The 20,519-nt window shown below is 72.7% G+C and carries 17 protein-coding genes and 1 pseudogene; 7 read left to right on the top strand and 11 right to left on the bottom strand.

The window, feature by feature from the left end:
- Nucleotides 1-536: 536 nt before the first annotated feature.
- From AKI01S_RS13740 to AKI01S_RS54835, 3 genes and pseudogenes are all read left to right on the top strand, one after another.
- Nucleotides 537-3,206 (top strand): hypothetical protein, encoded by a 2,670-nt coding sequence (locus AKI01S_RS13740; RefSeq protein ID WP_067816116.1) that lies wholly within the window; start codon nt 537-539, stop codon nt 3,204-3,206.
- Between the two features lie 203 nt (nt 3,207-3,409).
- Nucleotides 3,410-3,967 (top strand): dihydrofolate reductase family protein, encoded by a 558-nt coding sequence (locus tag AKI01S_RS13735; RefSeq protein ID WP_067816113.1) that lies wholly within the window; start codon nt 3,410-3,412, stop codon nt 3,965-3,967.
- 283 nt (nt 3,968-4,250) lie between these two features.
- Nucleotides 4,251-4,550 (top strand): annotated as a pseudogene (locus AKI01S_RS54835) (hypothetical protein); the annotation flags it as partial.
- Nucleotides 4,551-4,590: 40 nt separating this feature from the next.
- On the opposite strand, the gene AKI01S_RS13730 reads toward AKI01S_RS54835, so the two are convergent.
- From AKI01S_RS13730 to AKI01S_RS13720, 4 genes are all read right to left on the bottom strand, one after another.
- Entirely contained in the window at nt 4,591-5,910 is a 1,320-nt protein-coding gene (locus AKI01S_RS13730; RefSeq protein WP_067816110.1) for an MATE family efflux transporter, read from the bottom strand.
- A 173-nt stretch (nt 5,911-6,083) separates the two neighbouring features.
- Nucleotides 6,084-6,245, bottom strand: coding sequence for a hypothetical protein (locus AKI01S_RS50480; RefSeq protein WP_157419826.1), 162 nt, complete (start codon nt 6,243-6,245; stop codon nt 6,084-6,086).
- A 39-nt stretch (nt 6,246-6,284) separates the two neighbouring features.
- Nucleotides 6,285-6,686: a hypothetical protein gene (locus AKI01S_RS13725; RefSeq protein WP_067816107.1), complete on the bottom strand. Its 402-nt coding sequence runs from the start codon at nt 6,684-6,686 to the stop codon at nt 6,285-6,287.
- 128 nt (nt 6,687-6,814) lie between these two features.
- Complete coding sequence (locus tag AKI01S_RS13720) at nt 6,815-7,705, bottom strand: LysR family transcriptional regulator (protein WP_157419825.1); 891 nt, start codon at nt 7,703-7,705, stop codon at nt 6,815-6,817.
- 132 nt (nt 7,706-7,837) lie between these two features.
- Between AKI01S_RS13720 and AKI01S_RS13715 the strand changes: the two genes are divergently transcribed.
- Nucleotides 7,838-8,287, top strand: coding sequence for a hypothetical protein (locus AKI01S_RS13715; protein WP_067816104.1), 450 nt, complete (start codon nt 7,838-7,840; stop codon nt 8,285-8,287).
- Nucleotides 8,288-8,325: 38 nt separating this feature from the next.
- Nucleotides 8,326-8,868, top strand: a complete 543-nt coding sequence (locus tag AKI01S_RS13710; RefSeq protein WP_067816102.1) for a nuclear transport factor 2 family protein — start codon at nt 8,326-8,328, stop codon at nt 8,866-8,868.
- 13 nt (nt 8,869-8,881) lie between these two features.
- Here the strand turns inward: AKI01S_RS13710 and AKI01S_RS13705 are convergent, their stop codons facing one another.
- Nucleotides 8,882-9,295, bottom strand: a complete 414-nt coding sequence (locus AKI01S_RS13705; RefSeq protein WP_067816100.1) for an SRPBCC family protein — start codon at nt 9,293-9,295, stop codon at nt 8,882-8,884.
- Nucleotides 9,296-9,461: 166 nt separating this feature from the next.
- On the opposite strand from AKI01S_RS13705, the gene AKI01S_RS13700 reads away from it, so the two are divergent.
- Complete coding sequence (locus AKI01S_RS13700; protein ID WP_067816098.1) at nt 9,462-9,950, top strand: MSMEG_6728 family protein; 489 nt, start codon at nt 9,462-9,464, stop codon at nt 9,948-9,950.
- Between the two features lie 50 nt (nt 9,951-10,000).
- Here AKI01S_RS13700 and AKI01S_RS13695 read toward each other — a convergent pair whose 3' ends face one another.
- The 5 genes from AKI01S_RS13695 to AKI01S_RS54245 all read right to left on the bottom strand — a co-directional run bounded on the left by AKI01S_RS13695 (nt 10,001) and on the right by AKI01S_RS54245 (nt 16,554).
- Nucleotides 10,001-10,711 (bottom strand): alpha/beta fold hydrolase, encoded by a 711-nt coding sequence (locus AKI01S_RS13695; protein ID WP_067816096.1) that lies wholly within the window; start codon nt 10,709-10,711, stop codon nt 10,001-10,003.
- A 130-nt stretch (nt 10,712-10,841) separates the two neighbouring features.
- A complete protein-coding gene (locus tag AKI01S_RS13690; RefSeq protein WP_067816093.1) occupies nt 10,842-11,555 on the bottom strand; it encodes an alpha/beta fold hydrolase in 714 nt (237 codons plus the stop codon).
- Between the two features lie 32 nt (nt 11,556-11,587).
- Nucleotides 11,588-12,544, bottom strand: a complete 957-nt coding sequence (locus tag AKI01S_RS13685; protein ID WP_067816090.1) for an alpha/beta hydrolase — start codon at nt 12,542-12,544, stop codon at nt 11,588-11,590.
- 109 nt (nt 12,545-12,653) lie between these two features.
- Nucleotides 12,654-13,646 carry an alpha/beta hydrolase gene (locus AKI01S_RS13680; protein WP_067816202.1) on the bottom strand — a complete coding sequence of 331 codons (993 nt, stop codon included), beginning with the start codon at nt 13,644-13,646 and terminating at the stop codon, nt 12,654-12,656.
- 112 nt (nt 13,647-13,758) lie between these two features.
- Nucleotides 13,759-16,554, bottom strand: a complete 2,796-nt coding sequence (locus tag AKI01S_RS54245) for a helix-turn-helix transcriptional regulator (RefSeq protein WP_067816087.1) — start codon at nt 16,552-16,554, stop codon at nt 13,759-13,761.
- A gap of 225 nt (nt 16,555-16,779) precedes the next feature.
- On the opposite strand from AKI01S_RS54245, the gene AKI01S_RS13670 reads away from it, so the two are divergent.
- Nucleotides 16,780-19,032 (top strand): ATP-binding protein, encoded by a 2,253-nt coding sequence (locus tag AKI01S_RS13670; protein WP_067816083.1) that lies wholly within the window; start codon nt 16,780-16,782, stop codon nt 19,030-19,032.
- A 39-nt stretch (nt 19,033-19,071) separates the two neighbouring features.
- Here AKI01S_RS13670 and AKI01S_RS13665 read toward each other — a convergent pair whose 3' ends face one another.
- The gene (locus AKI01S_RS13665; protein WP_169813957.1) at nt 19,072-20,289 is read right to left on the bottom strand and encodes a phospholipase D-like domain-containing protein; all 1,218 of its coding nucleotides are present in this window, start codon (nt 20,287-20,289) and stop codon (nt 19,072-19,074) included.
- Nucleotides 20,290-20,519: the final 230 nt, after the last annotated feature.

The following is a 20,519-nucleotide window of genomic DNA, read 5'->3' as shown; positions in this document are numbered from 1 at the left end:
ACGTATTCTAAAACGTTGACAGTCTTTAATGTCGGGGGTTTGACGTGACACTTCCCCAAAGCTAACAATGAAAACCGGAGCGAGATATCGCGACTTCGAACTGCCGGCAACATTGTTAAGTCACGAAACATGGCTGCTGTGCATCACCAGGTAATGACGCGACTCTTGTGTGGCTCTCTCAAGTAATGAGGGGCTGTTAATGGTTATCTGGCGCGGTTGAAAGAAGATGCCGACAGAGAGCATGCAGACTGCGCCCGCCGCTAGTGGGGGCGTCAATTTGCCCGAGCGTGGAGATGGTCACTACATCTACCGCAGCGGCTTCACCGGTGGAGTCTTTCCCGTCGGCTGGCCCGGATGGAAAGTGCTAGGGAATGTGCCGAGTGGAGATCTTCATTGGAGGCTGCGGAGCCGGAATGTGAGTGACGGCCGGGGCGGCCCCACTTCACGTGTCGGTAGCGCCGACACAGTCAGGAGGGCAAGGCGGCGCGCGAGGAGCAGACGCAAATGGTAGGCGGGTGAACGGCCGAGGAGTGGCGATGGTTGCGTTCGATCCGAATATGATCTGCACACGGGTGATGCCTGATTCGAGCACCAGTCACTGGGTCCGGCTGACCGACCCTCTCTCCGGCTCCCTGTCGCTCGATGTCCACGGTGCCGATCCGTTCGTCGCGGTAGGGGAGATAGTCGTCTCCGAGAAGTATTGGCGACTCCCGGAGGGGGATGAGAGGGGGCCAGCCGATGGGGATCTCGTCGAGGACACCAGGGTGGTCGCCAGGGGCAGTGGTTCCCAATCCGTGCCCGTGGAACCCGGCCAGGATGTCGACATCGAGCTCTTGTGCGGGCCCGCTCCCGGGGGCGGGTCGGAGAAGTGGCTCGTGGGACGTCTCGTCGCCCACTTGGGCTCTGCCACCAGTGAGCTGCCCCTGTACTTCGCGGTCGGCGGGGATGAGGTGCAACCGCTCGTCTCGGACGAGCAGCTGAGTGTATGGATGAACCCGGGCCAGACGAGAAACACCTCCTTTGCCATCGTCAGCGCCCCGTCCAGCGCGGAAGTGCGAGCCTGCCTCATCGGCGGCGCACCGACGATCCACTCATCGGAGATCTTCGTGGAGAAGGAGGAACACCTCAGCTACGAGGAGGCCCTGAGCCGCGGGCTGCTCGAAGGCATGGACGCGGATGAGCTGGAGCTGATCCAAGAGCACGGATACAGCCACATGGTGCAGGTCGCTCATGCCATGGGCGCGGAACCGGTTCAGGTGGCATATGGAAACCAGGTCAGGGTGAACATCGCCTGCCGGGCCCCGGAGAACGGGGGCGGCGTCGCGAGGGCGAAAGTGGCCTTGGTCGCTCCTCAGTGGAAGCCGGTCATCGTTCCGATTACGGCGATCGTTCAGAACGTGTCGGTCAAACTGGATCGGGACACCTTCACCCTGGCCCAGGGCGAGCGTATAGGGCTCGATTTGACGGTGTCCTCGGGGCTCGGCGCAGCGGGATATGTGATGTTCAAGCTGTGGGGAGGGGACGACATCCTGACCCTGCCGTCGCCGGCCCCTCTGGTCTACGGGCCCGGGGCGAAGGTCAGAGCATCGATCCCGCTGTCGGTCTCCCCTGCCGCGCCCCTGGGGCCGGTGCACAACACCCGGTTGGTGGCGCTGTTCAGCGCCGGGGGCGTGGACGATGCCATCACCACCTCCATCGACCTGCATGTCACGGTGGTCCCGGGCAAGACGGAAGTGCTGGTGAGCCCCACCAGGATCGGCGTCCCCACGGGATCGTCCGGCTTGCTGACGGTCGCCGTCCTCTCCGGCGGAGGCCCCAAGGAGATCCAGCTGACTCCCGGTCCGTTGCCGCCGGGCGTGAGCGTGGAGTCGGCGACGGTGACTCTGCGCCCCACCGACACCGAGGTGCAGCGTGTACTCCGCGTCGATGCTCATCCGGACAACGCCCGTCTCGTGTCCGGGCTGCCCGTGGTCATCAATTGGAAATCGAACAACGGCCAGCAGAGCGGGACCGTCGTGTTCCGGCTGACCATCCTTCAGCGTCCCGAGTCACGGACGTTCTCCAAACCGATCGTGACTCCATCGGGTGTCCCGCTGGGCGGACATGCGGAATTCGTGATCAACAGTGACGGATCAGCGCGGTTCAAAGGGCATATGCGGGCCACGGGGCTCTTCTCGTACAAGTTCACCGTCCGAGCCGTACTACAGTCGGGTAGCGGGGGCTTGGCGCTCATCCACCAGAAGTCAGGACAGGTGTACGGAACCGACACGCCCGGCCCACGTCAGTTCGACTGGGACGAGGACGCAAGCGACCAACTCATCGCCGACATGTGGCCCGACTTCCGGGCGGGCTCAATCGCGGTAAGCCGCAGCTCGGAGATGACAGGGGTGATCGGCACTGCCGCGGAACTTACCGGCGATGTGCTGGAATTTGCGGTCGCCTCGTCAATTCTCCTTCCCTTCGGGCCCGCAGGCCAGTGCCTGGCCGGTCTGGTCCTTGTCGGCAGCGAAATCGGCGACGCCGCCAATACCTCCATCATCGGGCCCGGGGCTCTGTCCGGTCTCCTGCTGGCAGGTGGCGCCGCCTTCCTCGTCAGCCCAACCTTGATCATCCCGGCCTTCGTCGGCGGGGCGCTCATCGGAGAGGCCCTCGTGAAACACCGAGGGCTCAACTCCGCGGAGAAGGCAGCGGCGCACGAGCTCTTCCGGGACACCTTGCCATGGGACCGCATCCGGCTCACCAATCTGTCCGGTCGCAACAACGCGATGCTGACGATCCCCTCCTATGATGGATCCATCCTCCTCAATCTCGGCGACGCATTCGACGACCCACTGGCCTACACCAACCCGCCGCAATTTTCTACCTATTTGGAGCCGGGGCAGGCTTTCATGCACGAGCTCACGCACGCCTGGCAGATCGCACACAAGTCGTTCAAGATTGAGTACTTCTGGAAAGGCGCGGTAGACCGGATGATCGGGTTCACGAGCGGCGACTCCGAAACTCCCTACCGCTACGGACCGGCCGGAGAGCCGTGGCGGTTCTACGGGCTCGAGGAGCAGGCCGCCATCGTCGAAGAATGGTGGGCAGGAACAACGTATAGGTCGGCCGGAGAATTTCCCCCAGGCGCAGTGCGGCCAAGGAAATCCGAAAATGACCCCTACTTCCGCTACATCTCTGAGAACATCCGCATGGGCGAACCTCTGTAAGGGGCGATTCCTGCCAGAGAGGGCCTGGCTGGTGCGGTGATCACAAACGATCACCGGCCTGGTTGCTCGGCCCGCGGTCGGCACATCCGCGTGCCGATTGTCCGCGTTGGGCCATCGCCGATACGCGTGCGACTCCGCCCCGCCGTCCCCACCGGCCGGACTATGATTCGGCCCCGGGCTTCCAAGATCCCCTGGAGAAACGCATGAGCGATGCGAGCACCGGCAAAGTGGTCGTGAACAGGGTGATGTCCCTGGACGGCTTCATCGCCGGTCGTGGTCACGCGATGGATTGGATCTTTGAGTACCTGACCGCGGACGCGGTCCCGGAGGTCATGGCGGCCACGGGCGCCATGCTCATCGGCCGGGGCACCTACGATGTCGCCAAGGGTATGGCCGATCAGGACACCGCATACGACGGGGGAGCACAGTTCGTCCTCACCCACAATCCTCCGGAGGAGCCGGACCCTGCCGTCACGTTCCTCACCTGTGGGCTTGAGGAAGCCGTTGCCACGGCACGCAGCGCCGCGGGAGACAAGAACCTGGAGATCCTCGGTGCCGACGTGGCCGCCCAGTGCCTGCAGCGCGGGCTCGTCGACGAGATTCTGGTGTATGTCCTACCGGTGCTGCTCGGCGACGGCGTCCGCTTCTCGCCTCCGAGCTTGGACAGGGTCGACCTGGAACCTCTCAGCAATACCCAGTCGGGCGCCGTCACGGTGCTCCGCTTCCGGGTGCGAAAGCAGGCGCGGCCCTCCAACGGCTGATGCGCTGTCGGTGAACGTTCGTCGGGTGTGATCAGGCGGCTTGGGTTCGTGGTCACCGCACTAGGGAGTGGGCGGTGGTCGAGCCGCATCTGCCGTTGGGCGGGCGCGGCCCGGTCCCTGACCTGCGGCGGCTGGTCGACGGCGTGATGTGGCGGCTCCGTACGGGCAGTCCGTGACGGGACGTGCCGGAGCGGTACGGGCCCTGGCCCACCGTCTACGCGCGGATCCATTTGTGGGCAGGGGCCTAGGTCTTCCATGCCCTAGTGGAAGCGGTGACCGCCGAGGCCGCCGAGCTGGACCGCTCACGCGGAGGACGGACCGCCGCTGCCGCCCGCTGCCCTTTGTGCTCACCCCCGGCCAGGCTGCTGACAGCCCGCGCTTCACCGCCGTCCCGGAGCGCATCAAGGCCCGGGACCCGGCCTGGCGCCGTGGCCGCGGATCAGGCGTACTCCTCCCGCGCCAACCGCAGCGCGGGGAACGCCGCCTCAACAAGATCAAGGAAGGGCGCGGTCCGGCCGCCCGCTACGACGGGACGCCCCTGAGTCACCTCGCCGGACTCCACCTACGAGGCGCGGTCATCTGACTCCGCGGCCTCCAGCGAAGATCTGAACTCGACACGCTCCCTAGGACCGGACCCGCTGCGCCGCCGGCCGGTCCAGCCGACGCCGGTCCTGCCGACGCACGAACGCCAGCGCCCCGGCCACCGCCAGCAGACCGCCGACGTTCATCGCGCTCATCACCGCGTACAACGGCACCGGACCGTCGGCGCCCTGGTTCGCCCAGGCGCCGACGGCGACCGTCAGCACGACGTACAGCACCGTCGCCGACAGCGCCATCCGCACACCGCCGACCTGCTGGAGCGCCATCATCACGGCCAGGACCAGGGCGAGGGGCAGGTAGCTCGGCGCGACGATCGCGAAGTACCGGGCCGTCTCCTCCGCGATCCGTGCGTTCTCGGCCGTCACGCTCCCGATGAGACCGCGCGACAGCCACACCACCGGGGTGATCACGGCGTAGACCGCCACGGTGATCCGGAGTGCCGCGCGCAGGACCGGGGCGAGCCGCGGCCGGTCCGCGCCGAGCCGCTGGTTCATGACGATCGCCGACGCCGAGCCGAGGGTGAGGGCGGGCATGATGAGCAGGTTCTGCACCGTGGCGGCGGTGGCGAACCCGGCGATCACGGTCGGGCCGAAGGGGCTGAGCATGCGCACGAAGGCCAGGTTCATCCCGAACATCACGAGGCTGGACATGCACACGGGCAGACCGGTCTGCGGAAGGTAGCGCAGCACCTCCCGCTGCCAGCCCCACCCGCCCAGCAGTCCCGCCCGGGACACCAGGACGATGCCGAGCGCGCCCCCGACGAGACCGTTGAGCACGGTGGCCAGCGGCAGGGCGGCGGTGCCCAGGTCGGCGCCGAACCCCAGCACCGCCAGGCCCGCCACCTCCATCACGCTGCCCACCAGCACGATCAGCGCCGCGGGTCCCGCCCGGCCCGTACCGCGCAGCGCCGCCGCGCACAGCACCGGCCCGGCCAGGGTCATGTTCGCGAACGCCATCCAGCGCAGGAACCGCGCGAAGTGGTCCGCGCTCTCCGGCGGCGCGCCCAGCACGTCCGCCAGCGCCGGGGCGCCCGCGCTCAGGACGCCCGCGAACACGAGCCCGCCCACGAACCAGACGAGCGCCATGCTCGCGAGCGTGGGCCCGGCGTCGTGCTCGCCGCGCCCGCTCCGCAACGCCATGATCGTCTGGGTGGCGACGTCGAAGATCGCTTGGAGGGCGAAGAACAGGAACGCCATCGGCATGTAGAGCGAACGGATCTGGAGGGCCTCGCCGTCCATCCAGCCCAGCATCCCGATGACCAGGATGGGGACGAGGATGGCCAGGAGCCGCGCGGCCATCATCGGTACCGTCAGCCGGACGATCTGCCGCCGAAGCTCGGTCATGCAAGGAGACTCGTGGATGCGGGGGAGAGCGGGGCAGCGTCGTCCATCCGCCCTTTCGCCCTGCGACGCGTACCGCCCCATTCGGGTAGGCGACACCCGGAAACGCTCGCGCCCTCCCGGAGGATCTCCGGGAGGGCGCCTTGGCGTCCCTGGCCGTTGGGGCGGCTAGAGCCCTACCACTCGCGGTTCTTCGGGGTGTCCGAGGTGATGCGGACGCTGTCGGAGGTGATGCGGACGCTCCCGGTCTCGTCGGCGGCCGCGGGAAGGGCGGAGACCCCGGCGAGCCCGCCCGCGATCACTCCGGCCGTGACCAGGGCCATGACAACACGACGCATAGTTCTCTCCTCTGCAACGCATGGCGGTCGTGCCGTCGATCATGGGCTGGACGGGTCGCGCCGGTCTTGAACAAATATGCGCAACGGGACCCCGCGGGCACGAGAAAGCGGCGTGCCGAGCAGCACCGGCAAGACGGTCCGCGTCTCCGCCTGCGAGAAGCAGGGCGGCTGAGCGGGGCGCGGCAGGGCCCCCTCCGGGAGGGACGGACCCCGCTCGTCAGAGTCCGCCTGGTTGACCTCGTCGATGCGGTCGTCCGGCGCGGCCGGGAGCGCCTCGAACCGGGGGTCGGCCAGCAGGTCGGCGACCAGCCCGGCGGAGCCGCCCACATGGGTGGAGTCCAGGCCGACCTCGATCGCGACGCACCAGGCGCGGTCGGCGGGCCAGAAGAGGTTGGGCGACCGCGGGAAGAAGTAGCCCTCGCCCCGTTCGCGTGTTCCCACCCGCCCATCGTCCCGAGGCCCCGGTGCCACCGCCGCACGACGCGACGTCCGCGAAGCCGGGAGGCCGGACGCGGCGTGGCGGGAGGACCATCGCGACCGGCTGGAACGCGCGACCTCGTGCCCCCGGCTCAGGAACGCCCCGACAGCCGCCTGACGACGGCGGCGAAGGCGGCCACCGACGGGCTGGCGCTGGTCACCGGCCAGCACAGGGCGACGCGCAGCGGCGCGATGTCCCGGACGGGGAGCCAGGTGAGGTCGGGCCTGCCGTAGTTCAGGCTCATCGACTCGGGGCTGATGCAGATCGCCTGCCCCGAGGCCACGTGCTCCAGCATCTCCTCGACGTTGTCGTTCTCGGGACCCCAGACCGGTTCGCGGCCGTCGGGGCGGGGGTTGACCGCCCACCAGTCGACCCATGCCCGGGGCGCCCGCCTGGTCCACACGATCGGCTCGTCGGCCAGATCCATGATCGACACGTCGGCGCGGCCGGCCAGGGGGTGCCGGGCGGCCAGGCCCGCCATGCGGCGCTCCACGGTCACGATCTCGGTGTGCAGCCCGGTGGTGTCGGCGGGCAGCCAGACGAAGGCGACGTCCACGAGCCCCTCGTGCAGCGCCGCGACCTCCCCGCCCCAGTCGAACCGCTTGGGCTCGACGGTGGAGTCGGGGTGGCGGCGCATGAACTCGGTGTAGGCGCGGGTCGCCAGCGAGCCCGCGCCGGACGCCTCGAAGCCGACCCGCAGGACGCGGGAGCCGACCGCCGCCACGGTCCGCACGGTGCGCTGCGCCGTCAGCCAGTCGGCGAGCAGGCCGCGGGCTAGGGGCAGGAACGCCTCCCCGGCCGGGGTCAGCAGGACCTCGCGGCCGGTCCGCTCGAACAGCGGGGTGCGCAGGTCCTCCTCCAGGCGGCGGATCCGGCGGCTGAGCGTGGGCTGGGACAGGAACAGCCGTTCGGCGGCGCGGGTGAAGTTCAGCTGCTCGGCCACCATCACGAAGCAGCGCAGCGCACCGGTGTCCACGTCCATGGCGCCGCCCTCCGTCCGGCGATGACCTATGCGCCAACTGTATGGCGAAAGGTCTTGGACGCGTCCCCGGAAACCGCGTTTTCCTGGACAGGCCGGGCCCCGTCGAGCGGATCCGGCGGAACGGAGACGAAGATGCGATTCGGCCGGCGTATCGCCCTGGCGGCCGCGGCCCTGACGGCGGTGACGGGATGTTCGAGCGCGCCGGAGGGCGGCGCCCCTCCGGCCGCGGCGCCGGCGGCCGCCCCGGCCGGCCGGGCGGAGGCCGAACGGGTCGCGCGGCGCTTCACCGACGCGGCCAACGCCGGTGACGAGCGGGCGGTGGCGGCCACCTTCGCCGCCGACGCCCGGTTCGACAGCGTCGGGCGGATCTACCCCTCGCGCGCCGAGATCATGGACCGCTTCCTGGTGCCCGAGGTGCTCCGGGCCGGCGGCCGCTACGAGATCACCGGGAGCCGGTGGGACGGCGGGCGGTACGTGCTGGACTACCGCTTCTCCACCCGCGGCGGCGCCCGCGAGACCTTCTTCTACGCGTTCCTGGTCCGCGACGGCCTGATCCGTGACGTCGTCGGACGCTACCGCTGAACCGCGCCCCTCCCAGGACACCCCAAGGAGCCGTACCCATGCCCGAGATCTCCCGTACGACCCTGCTGCGTGCCGCGGGCGTGTCGGCCGCCGGGATGGCGGCCGCCGCCCTGCCCGCCAGGGAGGCGGCGGCCGCGCCGCCCGCGGCCGAGCACCCGAACGTCACCCTGATCCGCGGCTACTACGCCGCCTACGCCGCCAACGACCTGCGGGCGCTGCGCGACCGGTTCTTCGCCCCGGACATCAGGTGGACCATCCCCGGCCACCACCCGCTGGCGGGCGTCAAGCGGGGCGTGGACGAGGTCCTGGCCTTCTTCGCCGAGCTCGCCCGGGCCGGGTTCCGGGCCGAACCGATCTTCCTGGCGGCCGACGGGCCGTGGGTCGTCGACCTGCACCGCGGCTGGAGCACGACCCCGCGGGGCCTGGACACCACCTGGGCGCTGGCCTTCCGGATCGAGCGGGGCCGCATCGCCGAGGCCGTCAACTACCCCGGTGACCAGCACGCGGCCGACGCCTACTTCTGGCGGGTGTTCCCGCTGGCGCCGCTGCCGGACCGGCTCCGCCCCCGCGGCGGGCGGTGAACCGGCGCGGGGGTCAGCGCGCTGACCGGGCGGCCTGCTGCCCCACCAGGTCGGCGAGGCGGTCCAGCGACCGTTCCAGGAGCCGCTGGGTGGCCTCCCTGGCGCGCGTCGCGCCGCTCGCCTCGGGCTGGTCACCGAGGAAGGACAGGTGCGCCACCACGGTGCTGGCGCCGTCGGCGCGGTCCATCACCTGGATCCAGCCGGTGTAGTCCGGGCGCCCGTGCAGCCCCCACTCCAGGCGGAGCTGGTCCGGGACCGCCCGCATCAGCACCTCGTCCCCGTCGGCCTCGCCCTCGACCAGGTCGGTCGCGATCCGCCGCACGTCGATCTCCTGGGGAAGCCACCGCTCCATCGTCCCCACGTCGGCGGCGACGCCGAACACCGTGCGGCTGTCGGCCGGAATCTCCCGTTCGGCCTCGTACTCCATGGACGCCCCCTCGCCTTCAACGATCTTCCAGGTGGGGGCTACCCGTCCTGGACCGGCTGACACCGGCGCCGGGACGGGCCGCGCGCACCCCCGTCCCGTCGCGGTGGCGGGCTGCGGCTACGGTGGGTGACGAGCCGACGACCATGATCGAGGGTGGGGGGCGGTCGTGCAGACCTTCCTGCCGTACGCGGACTTCGCCGCCACGGCGCGCGTCCTGGACCGGCGCAGGCTGGGCAAGCAGCGGGTCGAGACGCTGCAGATCCTGCGCGCCCTGACGGTGCCGGGTTACGGCTGGCGGCGCCATCCGGCGGTGCGGATGTGGGCCGGGTACGAGGAGGCCCTGGTCCGCTACGGGATGGAGGTCTGCCGGCACTGGTGCTCGCTGGGGCACCGGGACACCTGCAACGCCACCCTGACGGCCGAGCTGGCCGCGGTCCGGGGCATCGCGGAGCCCCGCGCCCAGCGGGAGCTGGCCGAGGCCGGCGAGCTCCCGCCGTGGCTGGGCGACGACGCCCTGCATCTCAGCCACCGGTCGGCGCTGGTGCGCAAGGACCCCGGCCACTACGGCCCGATCTTCCCGGGCGTGCCCGACGACCTGCCGTACGTCTGGCCGCCCTCGGACCGCGACCCGGACCGCGACCCGGAGCCGGGCTGATCATGCGCCGCGCTCGGCGGGACGGGGGGCGCGGTCCGGGTGGTGGCGCGTTACGCGCCGACGGCGGCGCTGATCACCTGGGCGACCTCGTCGGGGCGGGACAGGGCGACGGCGTGCGAGGCGCCGTCGAGCTCGACGGTGTCGGCCCCGACACGCGCGGCCGCCGCGCGCTGCGCGCCGGGGTCGATGGCGTGGTCGGCGGCGGCCACGACGAACCGGCTCGGCACGCGCTTCCAGGCGGGCTCGACGGCCAGGGGCTGGGCGAGGGCCAGCTCGGCGACCGGGCGCTGGGAGGCGGCCATCAACGCGGCGTCCCCGGCGGGCAGGTCGGCGCAGAACACCGGGTGGAACTTCGCCGGGTCGATCGTGAACTCGGTCGCCGAGCCCTCGCCGTCGGGGTAGGTGGCGGGGACGAGCGCGGTGTTGAGCTCGGCGGGCGGGAAGCCCTCCACCGACGACAGCGCGCTCATGCCGGTGTCCAGGCCGAAGGCGGCGACGTAGACCAGGCCGGTGACGTTGGCGGCCACGGCGGCGGCGTGGGTGATGACCGGGCCGCCGTAGGAGTGGCCGACCAGCACCACGGGGCCGTCGATCTGGCTCACGAGGGAGGCGACGTACTCGCCGTCGTGGGTCAGGCCGCGCAGCGGGTTGGCCACGGCGCGCGCGTTCGTCCCCGCGGCGCGCAGGCGGGCGACCACCGGGCGCCAGCTGGAGGCGTCGGCGAAGGCCCCGTGCACGAGGACGACGGTGGGAGAGGTCATGGGGTGCTCCTGATCGGAAGGGAGTGGGCGGGCGCCCCCGAGGGCCCGCCGGGACGGAACGGAGCGGCCGCGGCGTCTTCGGCGCGGCCGGGTCCGCGGGGTGCCCGTGGGGACGCCCGCGGTGGGAGGGTCAGGCGGTGGCGCGGACGGCGTCGCGGATGACCGCGGCGACCTCCTTGGGGCGCGACAGCATCACCAGGTGCGAGGCGTCGATCTCGACGGTGGTGGCGCCGGCGCGCTGGTAGCCGAAGCGCTCGACGTCGGGGTTGATGGTCTGGTCGGCGGTCGAGACCGTGCCCCAGGACGGCCTGGTCCGCCAGGCCGCCGCGGTGGCGGGCTCGGCGAACGCCGCGGCCGCCAGCGGGCGCTGGGTCACCGCGAGGACCTCGGCCAGCTCGGCGTCGACGTCGGCGGCAAAGACGGCGTGGAACCGGTCGGGGTCCACGTACACGTCGGTGCCGGTCCCGCCCGGGACGCCGGTGGGGTACTCGCGCTGCACCAGCGCCGAGGCCAGCGGCGAGTCGGGGAAGCGCCCCTGCAGCTCGCCCAGGCTCTCGCCCTCCTCCAGCGCGTAGCCGGCCAGGTAGACCAGGGCGGTGACGTTGTCCTCGACGCCGGCGACGGTGATGACCGCGCCGCCGTAGGAGTGGCCGACCAGCACGACCGGGCCGTCGATCTGGCGGACGACCGAGGCGATGTAGGCGGCGTCGCCGCCCAGGCTGCGGTTGGGGACGGCCGGCGCCAGCACCGGGATCCCGTCGGCGCGCAGCTCGGGGATGAGCCGGGCGAAGCTGGAGGCGTCGGCGAAGGCGCCGTGGACGAGGACGACGGTGGGTGTGGACATGCGATGGGCTCCTGTGGTTCGCGCGGGCCGGATCAGGCGTGCAGGGCGTCGCGCAGGAACTCGCCGCCCTGCCGGGTGGCGGCCTTGGCGGCGTTGGTGTCGCGCAGCGCGTTGAGCATCACGAAGTCGTGGATGACGCCCTGGTAGCGGACGGCGGTGACCGGGACGCCGGCCTCGCGCAGCTTGGCCGCGTAGGCCTCGCCCTCGTCGCGCAGCACGTCGGCCTCGGCGACGATCACCAGCGCCGGGGGCAGCCCGGCGAGCTGCTCGGGGGTGGCGCGCAGCGGCGAGGCGGTGATCTCGGCGCGCTGCGCCTCGTCGGTGGTGTACTGGTCCCAGAACCAGCGCATGCCCTCGCGGCTGAGGAAGTACCCGGTCGCGAACTGCTCGTAGGAGCCGGTGTCGAACGCGGCGTCGGTGACCGGGTAGTACAGCAGCTGCGCGGCCAGGGCCGGGCCGCCGCGCCGCTTGGCCAGCAGGGTGGTGGCGGCGGTCATGTTGCCGCCGACCGAGTCGCCCGCGATCGCGATGCGGGAGGCGTCCAGGCCGTGGTCGGCGCCCTTGTCGGCGACCCACAGCAGCGCGGCGTAGATCTCCTCCAGGGCGTGGGGGTACCTGACCTCGGGGGAGAGGCTGTAGTCGACGAAGACGGTGGCGGCCCCGGCCCGCACGGTCAGCTCGCGGACCAGGCGGTCGTGGGTGTGGGCGTTGCCGAACACCCAGCCCGCGCCGTGGATGTAGAGCAGGACCGGCAGCGGCCCCTCACTGCCCGCCGGGCGGAGGATCCGGATCCGGACGCTTCCGCCGGGGCCGCCGGGGATGGTGAGGTCCTCGACGTCGGCGTCGGGGACCGGAACGTCGCCGCCCTGGACCTCGTCGACGGTCTTGCGGCCCTCGACGGGGCCCAGGTCGTACAGGTAGGGAGGGTTCTTGGTCGCCTCGGCGAAGTCGCGGGCGGCCTTTTCGAGTACGGGTTCGGTGTTCGTCATGCGTCCAGCCTCGGGGCGACGCCCCCGGGGACACATCGGTCGGTCGACTGGTCGGCCGGAACTCAGTCGTTCCCAGTCATCGACCGGTACCGGGTCACCGGTTGTCCCGCTACCGGTCGAACAGCGCGTCCGCCAGGAACGACGCGCCCTGCCGGAGGGCGACGCGCGAGGAGGGGCTGGGTTGCAGCGCGGTCAGGGAGACGAAGTCGTGCACCATGCCGAGGTAGCGCACGCACGTCACCGGGACGCCCGCGAGGCTCAGGTGGCGCGCGTACTGCTCGGCCTCGTCCCGCACGACGTCGGCCTCGGCCGAGATGATCAACGCGGGGGGCAGCCCGGCCAGGTCCTCGGCGGTGGCGCGCAGCGGCGCGACGGCGGCCTCGCCGAGCTGGCGGTCGTCGTCGGTGTACTCCTGCCAGTACCAGCGCAGCGCCTCGCGGGTCAGCAGGTACCCCTCGGCGAAGCGCTCCTGGGAGTCGCTGTCGCAGCGCGGGTCGGTCATCGGGTAGTACAGCAGCTGGGCGCGCAGCCGCGGCCCGCCGCGCCGTTTGGCGAGCATGGGCAGGACGGCGGCCATGGTCGCCCCCGCGCAGTCCCCGGCGACGGCGATCCGGTCGCCCCGCAGGCCCAGCCCGTCGGCGTTGCGGGCGGCCCACTCCAGCACCGCGTAGCACTCCTCGACGGCGACGGGGTAGCGCGCCTCGGGCGTGCGGGTGTACTCGGGGACCACGAACGCCGCGCCGCTGGCCAGCACCAGCGCGCTGATGAGCCGCCAGTGGGTGTGGGCGTCGCCCAGCATCCACCGCCCGCCGTGCGCGTACACCACGGCCGGCAGCGGCCCGGCGGCCGCGGCGGGCCGGAACACCCAGAAGCCGGTCAGCCCCGACGGCCCGACCGGCGCGGCGTGGAAGGCGGCCGCCACGCGGGCGTCGTCGGGCGCGTGCCCCTGCGCCTCCAGCAGCGCCAGCCGCCCGTCCACGGGGCCGATCTGGTGCAGGTAGGGGGGTTCGGCCGAGGCGTCGAGCAGCCGCCGCACGAGGGGATCGGGGACGAACGCCGGCCGGTCACGGTCGTGCCCGCCCGGCGGGAGAGCCGGTCCCATCATCCGCACCTGGCCATCGAGTCGGGAGCATGTCGATTCGTTCGGTTCACTGTAGCCTCCCGCCGCCGCCCCTCCTCCGTCCCGGAGGCCCCCGCCGCGGCGGGCACCGGGGTCAGTCGCGTTCCAGGAGGTCGCGCAGCTGGTGGCGGCTGCTCACGCCGAGCTTCGGGAACGCCTGGTACAGGTGGGAGCCGATGGTGCGGGGGGACAGCATGAGGCGTTCGGCGATCTCCCGGTTGCCCAGCCCCTCGGCGGCCAGCCGGACGATCTGCTGCTGCTGGGCGGTCAGCGACGCCAGCGGGTCGTCGCCGGACGCGCGGGCGGACTCGCCGGACACCCCGCTGGCGCGCAGCTCGGCCGCCGCCTGCTCGGCCGGGGTCCGCGCGCCGAGCCGAGTGAAGGTCTCCAGGGCGGCGGTGAGCAGCGGCCGCGCCTCCAGCGGCCGGCGACGGCGGCGCAGCCAGCGGGCGTAGTCCAGGCGGGCCCGGGCGCGTTGCAGCGGCCACTGCTGGGCGGCGGGGTTGACGATGGCGAGCCGGAAGTGCCGCTCGGCGTCGGGGGAGTCGTCGAGCAGCGCCGTGGCGTGGTGCAGCAGCAGCGCCATGCGGGCCGTCGGTCTCGGCCCGGCCTCGGCCCGCGCCGCCTCCACCAGCGGGGCGGCCTCCTCCTGCCTGCCGGTCTGGCGCGCGACGGCGGCCAGCTCCACGATCGAGCGCATCGACAGCACGTAGTGCAGCGCGGTGCCGTCGTCGTAGAGCGCCCGCAGGTGCCGGTAGGCGTCCTCCAGGTCGCCCGCCGCCTCGGCCTGCGCGGCGGCGGCGCGCAGCAGGTAGGCGTGGGTGGCGCGGTTCTCGGCCAGGTCGACCGCCGTCCAGGCGTCGTCGCCGAGCGGCTCGTGCCGCCCGCGCAGCGCCGCCAGCGTCGCGCGCAGGGCCCGCACGTCGACCGCGACGTGCTCCAGGCGGTGCACGGCCGCGACGGCCGCGGCCTCCTCCAGCATCGCGTCGGCCTCGCCCCACCGTCCGGTGTCGATCAGCGCCGCGGCCATGGGGACCAGGCAGGTCGCCCCGCTTCCCATGGCCTCCCCGGCGCGGAGCCCCGCGAACGCCGCGCGGAACGACTCCACGCACAGGTCGGACTCGTCGGCGTACCAGGCGACCGCGCCCAGCGCCAGCAGCCGCGTCATCTCCGCCGCGCCCTCCGCCGGCTCGCGCAGCGGCGTCCGCGCGGCGGGGTCGAGCAGCGCCGGCACGTGGGCGACGGGGTCGGCCGAGGCCAGGACCACATTGCCGATCAGCTCGCAGGTGAGGTCGTCCATCTCCGCGAACGGCGCGGGAGCGGCCGGGCCGATCCGGACCTCAGCCAGCAACCCCGGCAGCGGCCGGCGCATCTCGGGCAGCCCGGACTGGAACGCCACCGCCGCCATCACCGACACCAGCGCCAGCGTCACGCGCCCGTCTCGCGGCGGCCGGTGCTCCAGCGCGGACGCCATCAGCCCGAACGCCTCGCGCTGGCGGGCGCCCATCGACAGCGCCAGTCCCGCCCCGCAGGCCGCCGCGCCCAGCATGTCGGGGTCCCGGCTCAGCCGGGTGACCCGCTCGTACAGCTCGCGGACCCACCGGGGGTCGCCCGCCCGGTCGGCGGCGCCGAGCGCCCGGACGTAGCGGCGGGCCCGGTCGTGGTCGGCCGGGGAGCACTCGGCCGCGCGTTCCAGCGCCCGCGCCGCGGCGAACCGGCCGCCGCGCCGCGTGGCCAGCTCGGCGACCTCCTCCAGCGCGGCGGCCACCGACTCGTCGGGTCCCAGGCAGGCCCCGGCGCGGTGCCAGGCCGCGCGTTCGGGATCGTCCTCCAGCGCCGCCGCCAGGTCGTGGTGCGCCTGCCGGCGCGACTGCGCCGGCGCCGTCCGGTAGACGGCGGACCGGACCAGCGGGTGCCGGAACTCCACCTCGGTGGCGGTGATGACGACCAGCCCGGCCTCCTCGGCGGGCCGCCACACCGCGAGGTCCGCCCCGTGCCCGGCCGCCCGCGTGATCGTCGCCAGGTCGCCGTGGTCGTCGGCGGCCGCGTACAGCAGCGCCCGCCGCGTGGCGTCCGGCAGCTCGCGCGCCCGCGCGGCGAACGTCTCCTGGAGACGCGACAGCCGCGCCTCCGCGACACCCTCCAGGGGCGGCCCGGACCGGTCCGCGGCGCGGCACAGCTCGATGATCGCCAGCGGGTTGCCCCGCGCGTGCCGGAGCAGCTCCAGCCGGGCCCGGCCGACCGGCGGGCGGGGCTGGGCGTCCAGCAGCCGCGTCGCCGAGCGCTCGGTCAGCGGCCCCAGCGTCAGCACCGGCGTCTCGGCGTTCACCTGCGGGGGAGGGACGTGGCCGCGCGCGGCCAGCAGCACCGTGACGCCCGGGTCGGCCAGACGCCGCGTCACGAACCCCAGCACGTCCGCCGAGTCGCGGTCGAAGTGCTGCACGTCGTCGACGACGAGCGCGACCGGCCGCCGCGCGGCGGTCCGGGTCACCAGCGTCAGGACGGCGATGCGCAGCAGCATCGGATCGGGCGGACCGGGCGCGGCGACCGTCCCGAAGGCGGCCTCCAGCGGCGCGCGCAGATGCTCGGGCAGCCCGCCCAGCTCCCCGGACAGCGGCAGCAGCAGCTGGTGGAGCCCGGCGAAGGGGAACCGCGACTCGGCCTCGTTGCCCCGGGCGCGCAGGACCAGCGTCCCGGCCTGCCGCAGGCGGTGCGCGGCGGTCTCCAGCAGCGCCGTCCTGCCCGCGCCCGCCTCGCCGAGCACCAGCAGGTCGCGCGGACCCCGCCAGTCGGGGCGGCCCGGCGCCAGCACGCGGCCCAGCTCGGCGGCACGGCCGACCAGCGGTGTGCCGCACCCGTCGTCCCGGGACCCGCGCTGCAACGAGACCATGCCCCTTCCGTCCGGCGGATCGGCGGCGAGCCGTCCGTTTCTGCCATCCGACCAGGACCGCCCCGGCGGCACCAGGCAGAACAACAGGCAGAAACGCTACCTTCCGCCCGAGTGTGACCAACGCGGCAGGTCATCACGGCTCCCGCCCCCGAGTGGTCACGGTAGAACTGGGGGAGAAGACCGGCCGGGGAGCCGGCCGCGGGGCGGGGTGTGAGGGAAGACGGCATGGGGGGACCGGCCACGTTCGGTGCGCTGCTGCGGAGCCACCGGCACGCCGCCGCCCTGACGATCGAGGAGCTGTCGGACGCCTCCGGCGTCAGCGTCCGGGCGATCGGCGACATGGAACGCGGCCGCAGCCGCGCGCCCCAGCGCCGCACCGTGGCCGCGCTCGCCGACGCCCTCGGGCTGTCCCCCGAGGAGCGGCGCGCGCTGGAGGACGCCGTCCGGACCGGCCGCCGCCAACGTTCGCGCGCGCCCCTGAACGAGCTGCCCCGCGGCGTGCGCGACTTCACCGGACGGGCCGACGAGCTGGCCGCGCTGTCCCGCCTGGCGGAGTCGGCCGCCGACCCGGGCCCGACGGTGACCGTCGCGGTCTCCGGCGGCCCCGGCCTCGGCAAGACCGCCCTGGCCCTCAGGGCCGCCGAGCGGCTGGCCGACGCCTTCCCCGACGGCCGCCTGTTCGTCGACCTGCGCGGCATGGACGAGTCCCCGCTCACCCCCGCCGACGCGCTGGCCCGCCTCCTGCGCGGCCTGGGCGTCGCCGACCGGCACGTCCCGCAGGACCCGCACGAGCGCGCCGGGCACTACCGGGCGCTGATGCGGGACCTCCGCACACTGATCATCCTGGACAACGCCGCCGACGAGGCCCAGGTGCGCCCGCTGCTGCCCGCCGACGGGCCCGGCATGGTCGTGGTCACCAGCCGCCGGACGCTGGCCGGGCTGGAGGGCGTCCACCACCTCCCGCTCGCCGAACTGTCACCGGCCGAGGCCGTCGGCCTGCTCCAGCGGATCATCACCGCGGTGCGGCCCGCCGCCGACGCCGAGCTGGACCAGATCGCCCGCCTGTGCGGCAACCTGCCGCTGGCCCTGCGGATCGTCGCCACCCGGCTGCTCAGCCGCCCCTCCTGGACCGCCGGGCACATGGCCGACCGGCTCGCCGACGAGGAACGGCGCCTCCAGGCGCTGTCGGCCGGGGACCTGCACATCGCCACCGCGTTCATGCTGTCCTACCGGCAGCTCTCCGACGAGGCGCGCCTGACGTTCCGCCGCCTGGCGCTGATCCCCGGCCCGCACTTCGACGCGGCCCCGGCCGCCGTCCTCACCTGCGGCGACACCCAGGTCAGCGAGGACGCCCTCGACGAGCTCGTCGAACTCGGCCTGTTGCAGTCGCCCTACCCGGCCCGCTACCGCCTGCACGACCTGGTGCGCCTGTTCGCCCGCGACCGCCTGCTGGCCGAGGAGACCCCGCAGGCGCACCGGGCGGCCCGGGACAAGCTGGAGAACTGGCTGCTGGACACCGCCGTCACCGCCGGACGCTGGTTCGAGCCCGGCTACGGCGCCCCGCCCGCCGACCCCGACCGCCTCGTCGCGCTGGACACCCCCGCCGAGGCGCAGGCGTGGCTGGAGACCGAGAGCATCCACTGGCTGCCCGCCCTGCACGCGGCCGCCGCGGCCGGACGCCACCGGCAGGTGATCGACACCGCCGAGGCCATGCACTGGTTCTCCGACCGCTGGATCCACTGGGGCCGCTGGTCGGAGGTGTTCGGCCTGGCCCGCTCCGCCGCCCGCGCCCTGGGCGACACCCGCGCCGAGGCCACCCACCTGAACTACCTGTCCTGGACCGCCTCCACCGCCGAGGGCCGCCCCCGCGACGGCCTGGCCCACGCCCTGGAGGCCCTGGAACTGGCCCGCGCCGTCCGCGACCGCGCCCAGGAGGCGTGGGCGCTGGTCTACGCCTCCTACGCCACCCGCGACCTGGGCGACTGGGAACAGGTCGCCGTCCACACCCGTCAGGCCGCCGAGATCTTCGCGTCGATCGACGACAAGGAGGGCTACCCGCAGGCCGTGAACGTCCTCGGCGACGCCCTGCGCAACCTCGGCCGCCCCGACGAGGCGCTCCAGCACCACCTGACGCTCCTGGCCGCGCTGCGGGCCCCCGGCTACGGCGGCTCACCCGACGTCCGGGAGTTCAGCCTCGGCCTCACGCTGCGCCGCGTCGGCGAGGACTACGCCGCCCTGGGCCGCTGGGACGAGGCGGCCGACCACTACGCCCAGGCCATCCCCCCGCTGCGCGACCAGGGCATCGTCTCCGGGGTCCCCGTCGTCGCCCAGATGCTGGGCGACGCGCTGCGCCGCCTGGGACGCCTCGACGAGGCCCGCCGGGCCTTCCAGACGGCCCTCGACGGCTACCTCCAGATCGGCGAGGACATCCAGGCGGCCGAGGTCCGCAAGGAACTGACCGACCTCCCCGCCGGGTGAGGCGACGGCGGGGAACGGCGGCGTTCGCGGGCGGGGCCGCTACTGGACCTCCTCGACCGCGTTGACACCCGACCCCGAAGGGGAACCGGGGGTCACGCGCACCGGCGGGCAGTAGGCGTGGAGCTTCTCGAAGCGGTCGGTGTAGCGCGCGTACAGCGGGGAGCCGATCAGGCGGAGGATGTTCTCGTCCTGCTGCCGCAGCGCCTGGTAGGTGAAGTTGTGGCTGCCCACGTAGAGGCCGGCCGACGTGCCCTCGCTGATCTGCGTGAACTTCTCGTGCATCCACGCGATCCCGTTCTCCGGCCCGCAGACCCTGACGCCACCGGTGATGTGCGGGCTGGTCGCGAGCCTCTTGACCGCCTCGTAGGTGACCTCGTTCTCCTCCTCGTCCTCGTACCTGGTGTCACCGGTGATCACCCGGACCGTGCAGCCGCGCCGGCCCGCGGCGATCAGCGCGTCCGCGACCGTCTCCCGGGCGAACCTGGCGTTCGCCACGTTGATGACGTCGCCGGTGGTGTCGGGGGAGCACTTGGCCGCCTTCAGGTTCGTCACGACCGGGTCCCTGGACACGCTCTTGAAGTCCTGGCCGTCGGCCTCCCTGCGCGGGAACGTGAAGACCTGGTACTTCCCGCCGGACGGCGTGTGGTTCTTGCCGTAGTCGTTGTCCCCGGTCGACGTGGCGAGGTCGTACATGTCGTCGAAGTACTTGCTGTAGACGTCGAACAGCCCGGCGTCCCGCAGCGTGACGGCGCTCTCGTACGAGGTCCACTCGTGGAGGTTGGCCGACGCCACGTAGACGACGTGCTGCGCGACGCCTCCCCCCACCAACTGGACCTTGTCGATCGTCATGAACTTGTTGTGCATGCGCGAGTACTGCTCACCGCGCTGACGGTCGGCGACGCACCCGCGATCGGAGATGTAACGGCCGCTCTGGGTCGGGAAACCGCCCCCGGGGTCCGTCACCCGCTGACCACAGGTCCTCACATCCAGCTTGATCTTCGCCCCGCCGGGATAGGGCTCGAACGCCTCCGTCAGGGCCTTGTACTCCGGCATTCCGATCTCGCTGCCGTTGATGACGACCTGGACCTTGACGCCACGGCCGCGGGCCGACCTGAGGGCCTCCACGATGATGTCCTGGGTGAAGTAGTACAGCGGAAGCCGGATGTGCGCACCGCTCGGCGCGGCCTGGATGAGGGCCTTGGCGTGCTCGGCGATCCTGGTGTTGTCGTCCTCGGTGAACATCGCGAAATCGGTCACCTGACCGGGGTCGACGGGCCTCGGCACGTTGGGGGGATCGGCGGGCGCCGCGCCGGCCGGCGCCACGGACGCCGTGGCCGCCAGCGACGCCGCCGCGACCGCCGCCGCCAGGGCGGTGCGCGTGAGTCCACGGGTTCGAACCGATGACCTGACACCCATGAGCGCTCCGTTCGGCCGGCGTACCACGTCCACCAGAGCGTCGATCATTCAAACGATCGCGGCAACGCGCT

It is taken from the genome of Actinomadura kijaniata NBRC 14229 (genome assembly GCF_001552175.1).
Lineage (GTDB): Bacteria > Actinomycetota > Actinomycetes > Streptosporangiales > Streptosporangiaceae > Spirillospora > Spirillospora kijaniata.
This window is presented reverse-complemented; position numbering and strand designations above follow the sequence as displayed.

Excerpts from the sequence above, each read along its gene's own strand:
- AKI01S_RS13680 (WP_067816202.1), bottom strand. The coding sequence starts at position 13,646 with ATGGGACCGGCTCTCCCGCCGGGCGGGCACGACCGTGACCGGCCGGCG.
- AKI01S_RS13730 (WP_067816110.1), bottom strand. The coding sequence starts at position 5,910 with ATGACCGAGCTTCGGCGGCAGATCGTCCGGCTGACGGTACCGATGATG.
- AKI01S_RS13705 (WP_067816100.1), bottom strand. The coding sequence starts at position 9,295 with ATGGAGTACGAGGCCGAACGGGAGATTCCGGCCGACAGCCGCACGGTG.
- AKI01S_RS13715 (WP_067816104.1), top strand. The coding sequence starts at position 7,838 with ATGCGATTCGGCCGGCGTATCGCCCTGGCGGCCGCGGCCCTGACGGCG.
- AKI01S_RS13710 (WP_067816102.1), top strand. The coding sequence starts at position 8,326 with ATGCCCGAGATCTCCCGTACGACCCTGCTGCGTGCCGCGGGCGTGTCG.
- AKI01S_RS13720 (WP_157419825.1), bottom strand. The coding sequence starts at position 7,705 with ATGGACGTGGACACCGGTGCGCTGCGCTGCTTCGTGATGGTGGCCGAG.
- AKI01S_RS54245 (WP_067816087.1), bottom strand. The coding sequence starts at position 16,554 with ATGGTCTCGTTGCAGCGCGGGTCCCGGGACGACGGGTGCGGCACACCG.
- AKI01S_RS13690 (WP_067816093.1), bottom strand. The coding sequence starts at position 11,555 with ATGTCCACACCCACCGTCGTCCTCGTCCACGGCGCCTTCGCCGACGCC.
- AKI01S_RS13735 (WP_067816113.1), top strand. The coding sequence starts at position 3,410 with ATGAGCGATGCGAGCACCGGCAAAGTGGTCGTGAACAGGGTGATGTCC.
- AKI01S_RS13695 (WP_067816096.1), bottom strand. The coding sequence starts at position 10,711 with ATGACCTCTCCCACCGTCGTCCTCGTGCACGGGGCCTTCGCCGACGCC.
- AKI01S_RS13685 (WP_067816090.1), bottom strand. The coding sequence starts at position 12,544 with ATGACGAACACCGAACCCGTACTCGAAAAGGCCGCCCGCGACTTCGCC.
- AKI01S_RS13740 (WP_067816116.1), top strand. The coding sequence starts at position 537 with ATGGTTGCGTTCGATCCGAATATGATCTGCACACGGGTGATGCCTGAT.
- AKI01S_RS13670 (WP_067816083.1), top strand. The coding sequence starts at position 16,780 with ATGGGGGGACCGGCCACGTTCGGTGCGCTGCTGCGGAGCCACCGGCAC.
- AKI01S_RS50480 (WP_157419826.1), bottom strand. The coding sequence starts at position 6,245 with ATGCGTCGTGTTGTCATGGCCCTGGTCACGGCCGGAGTGATCGCGGGC.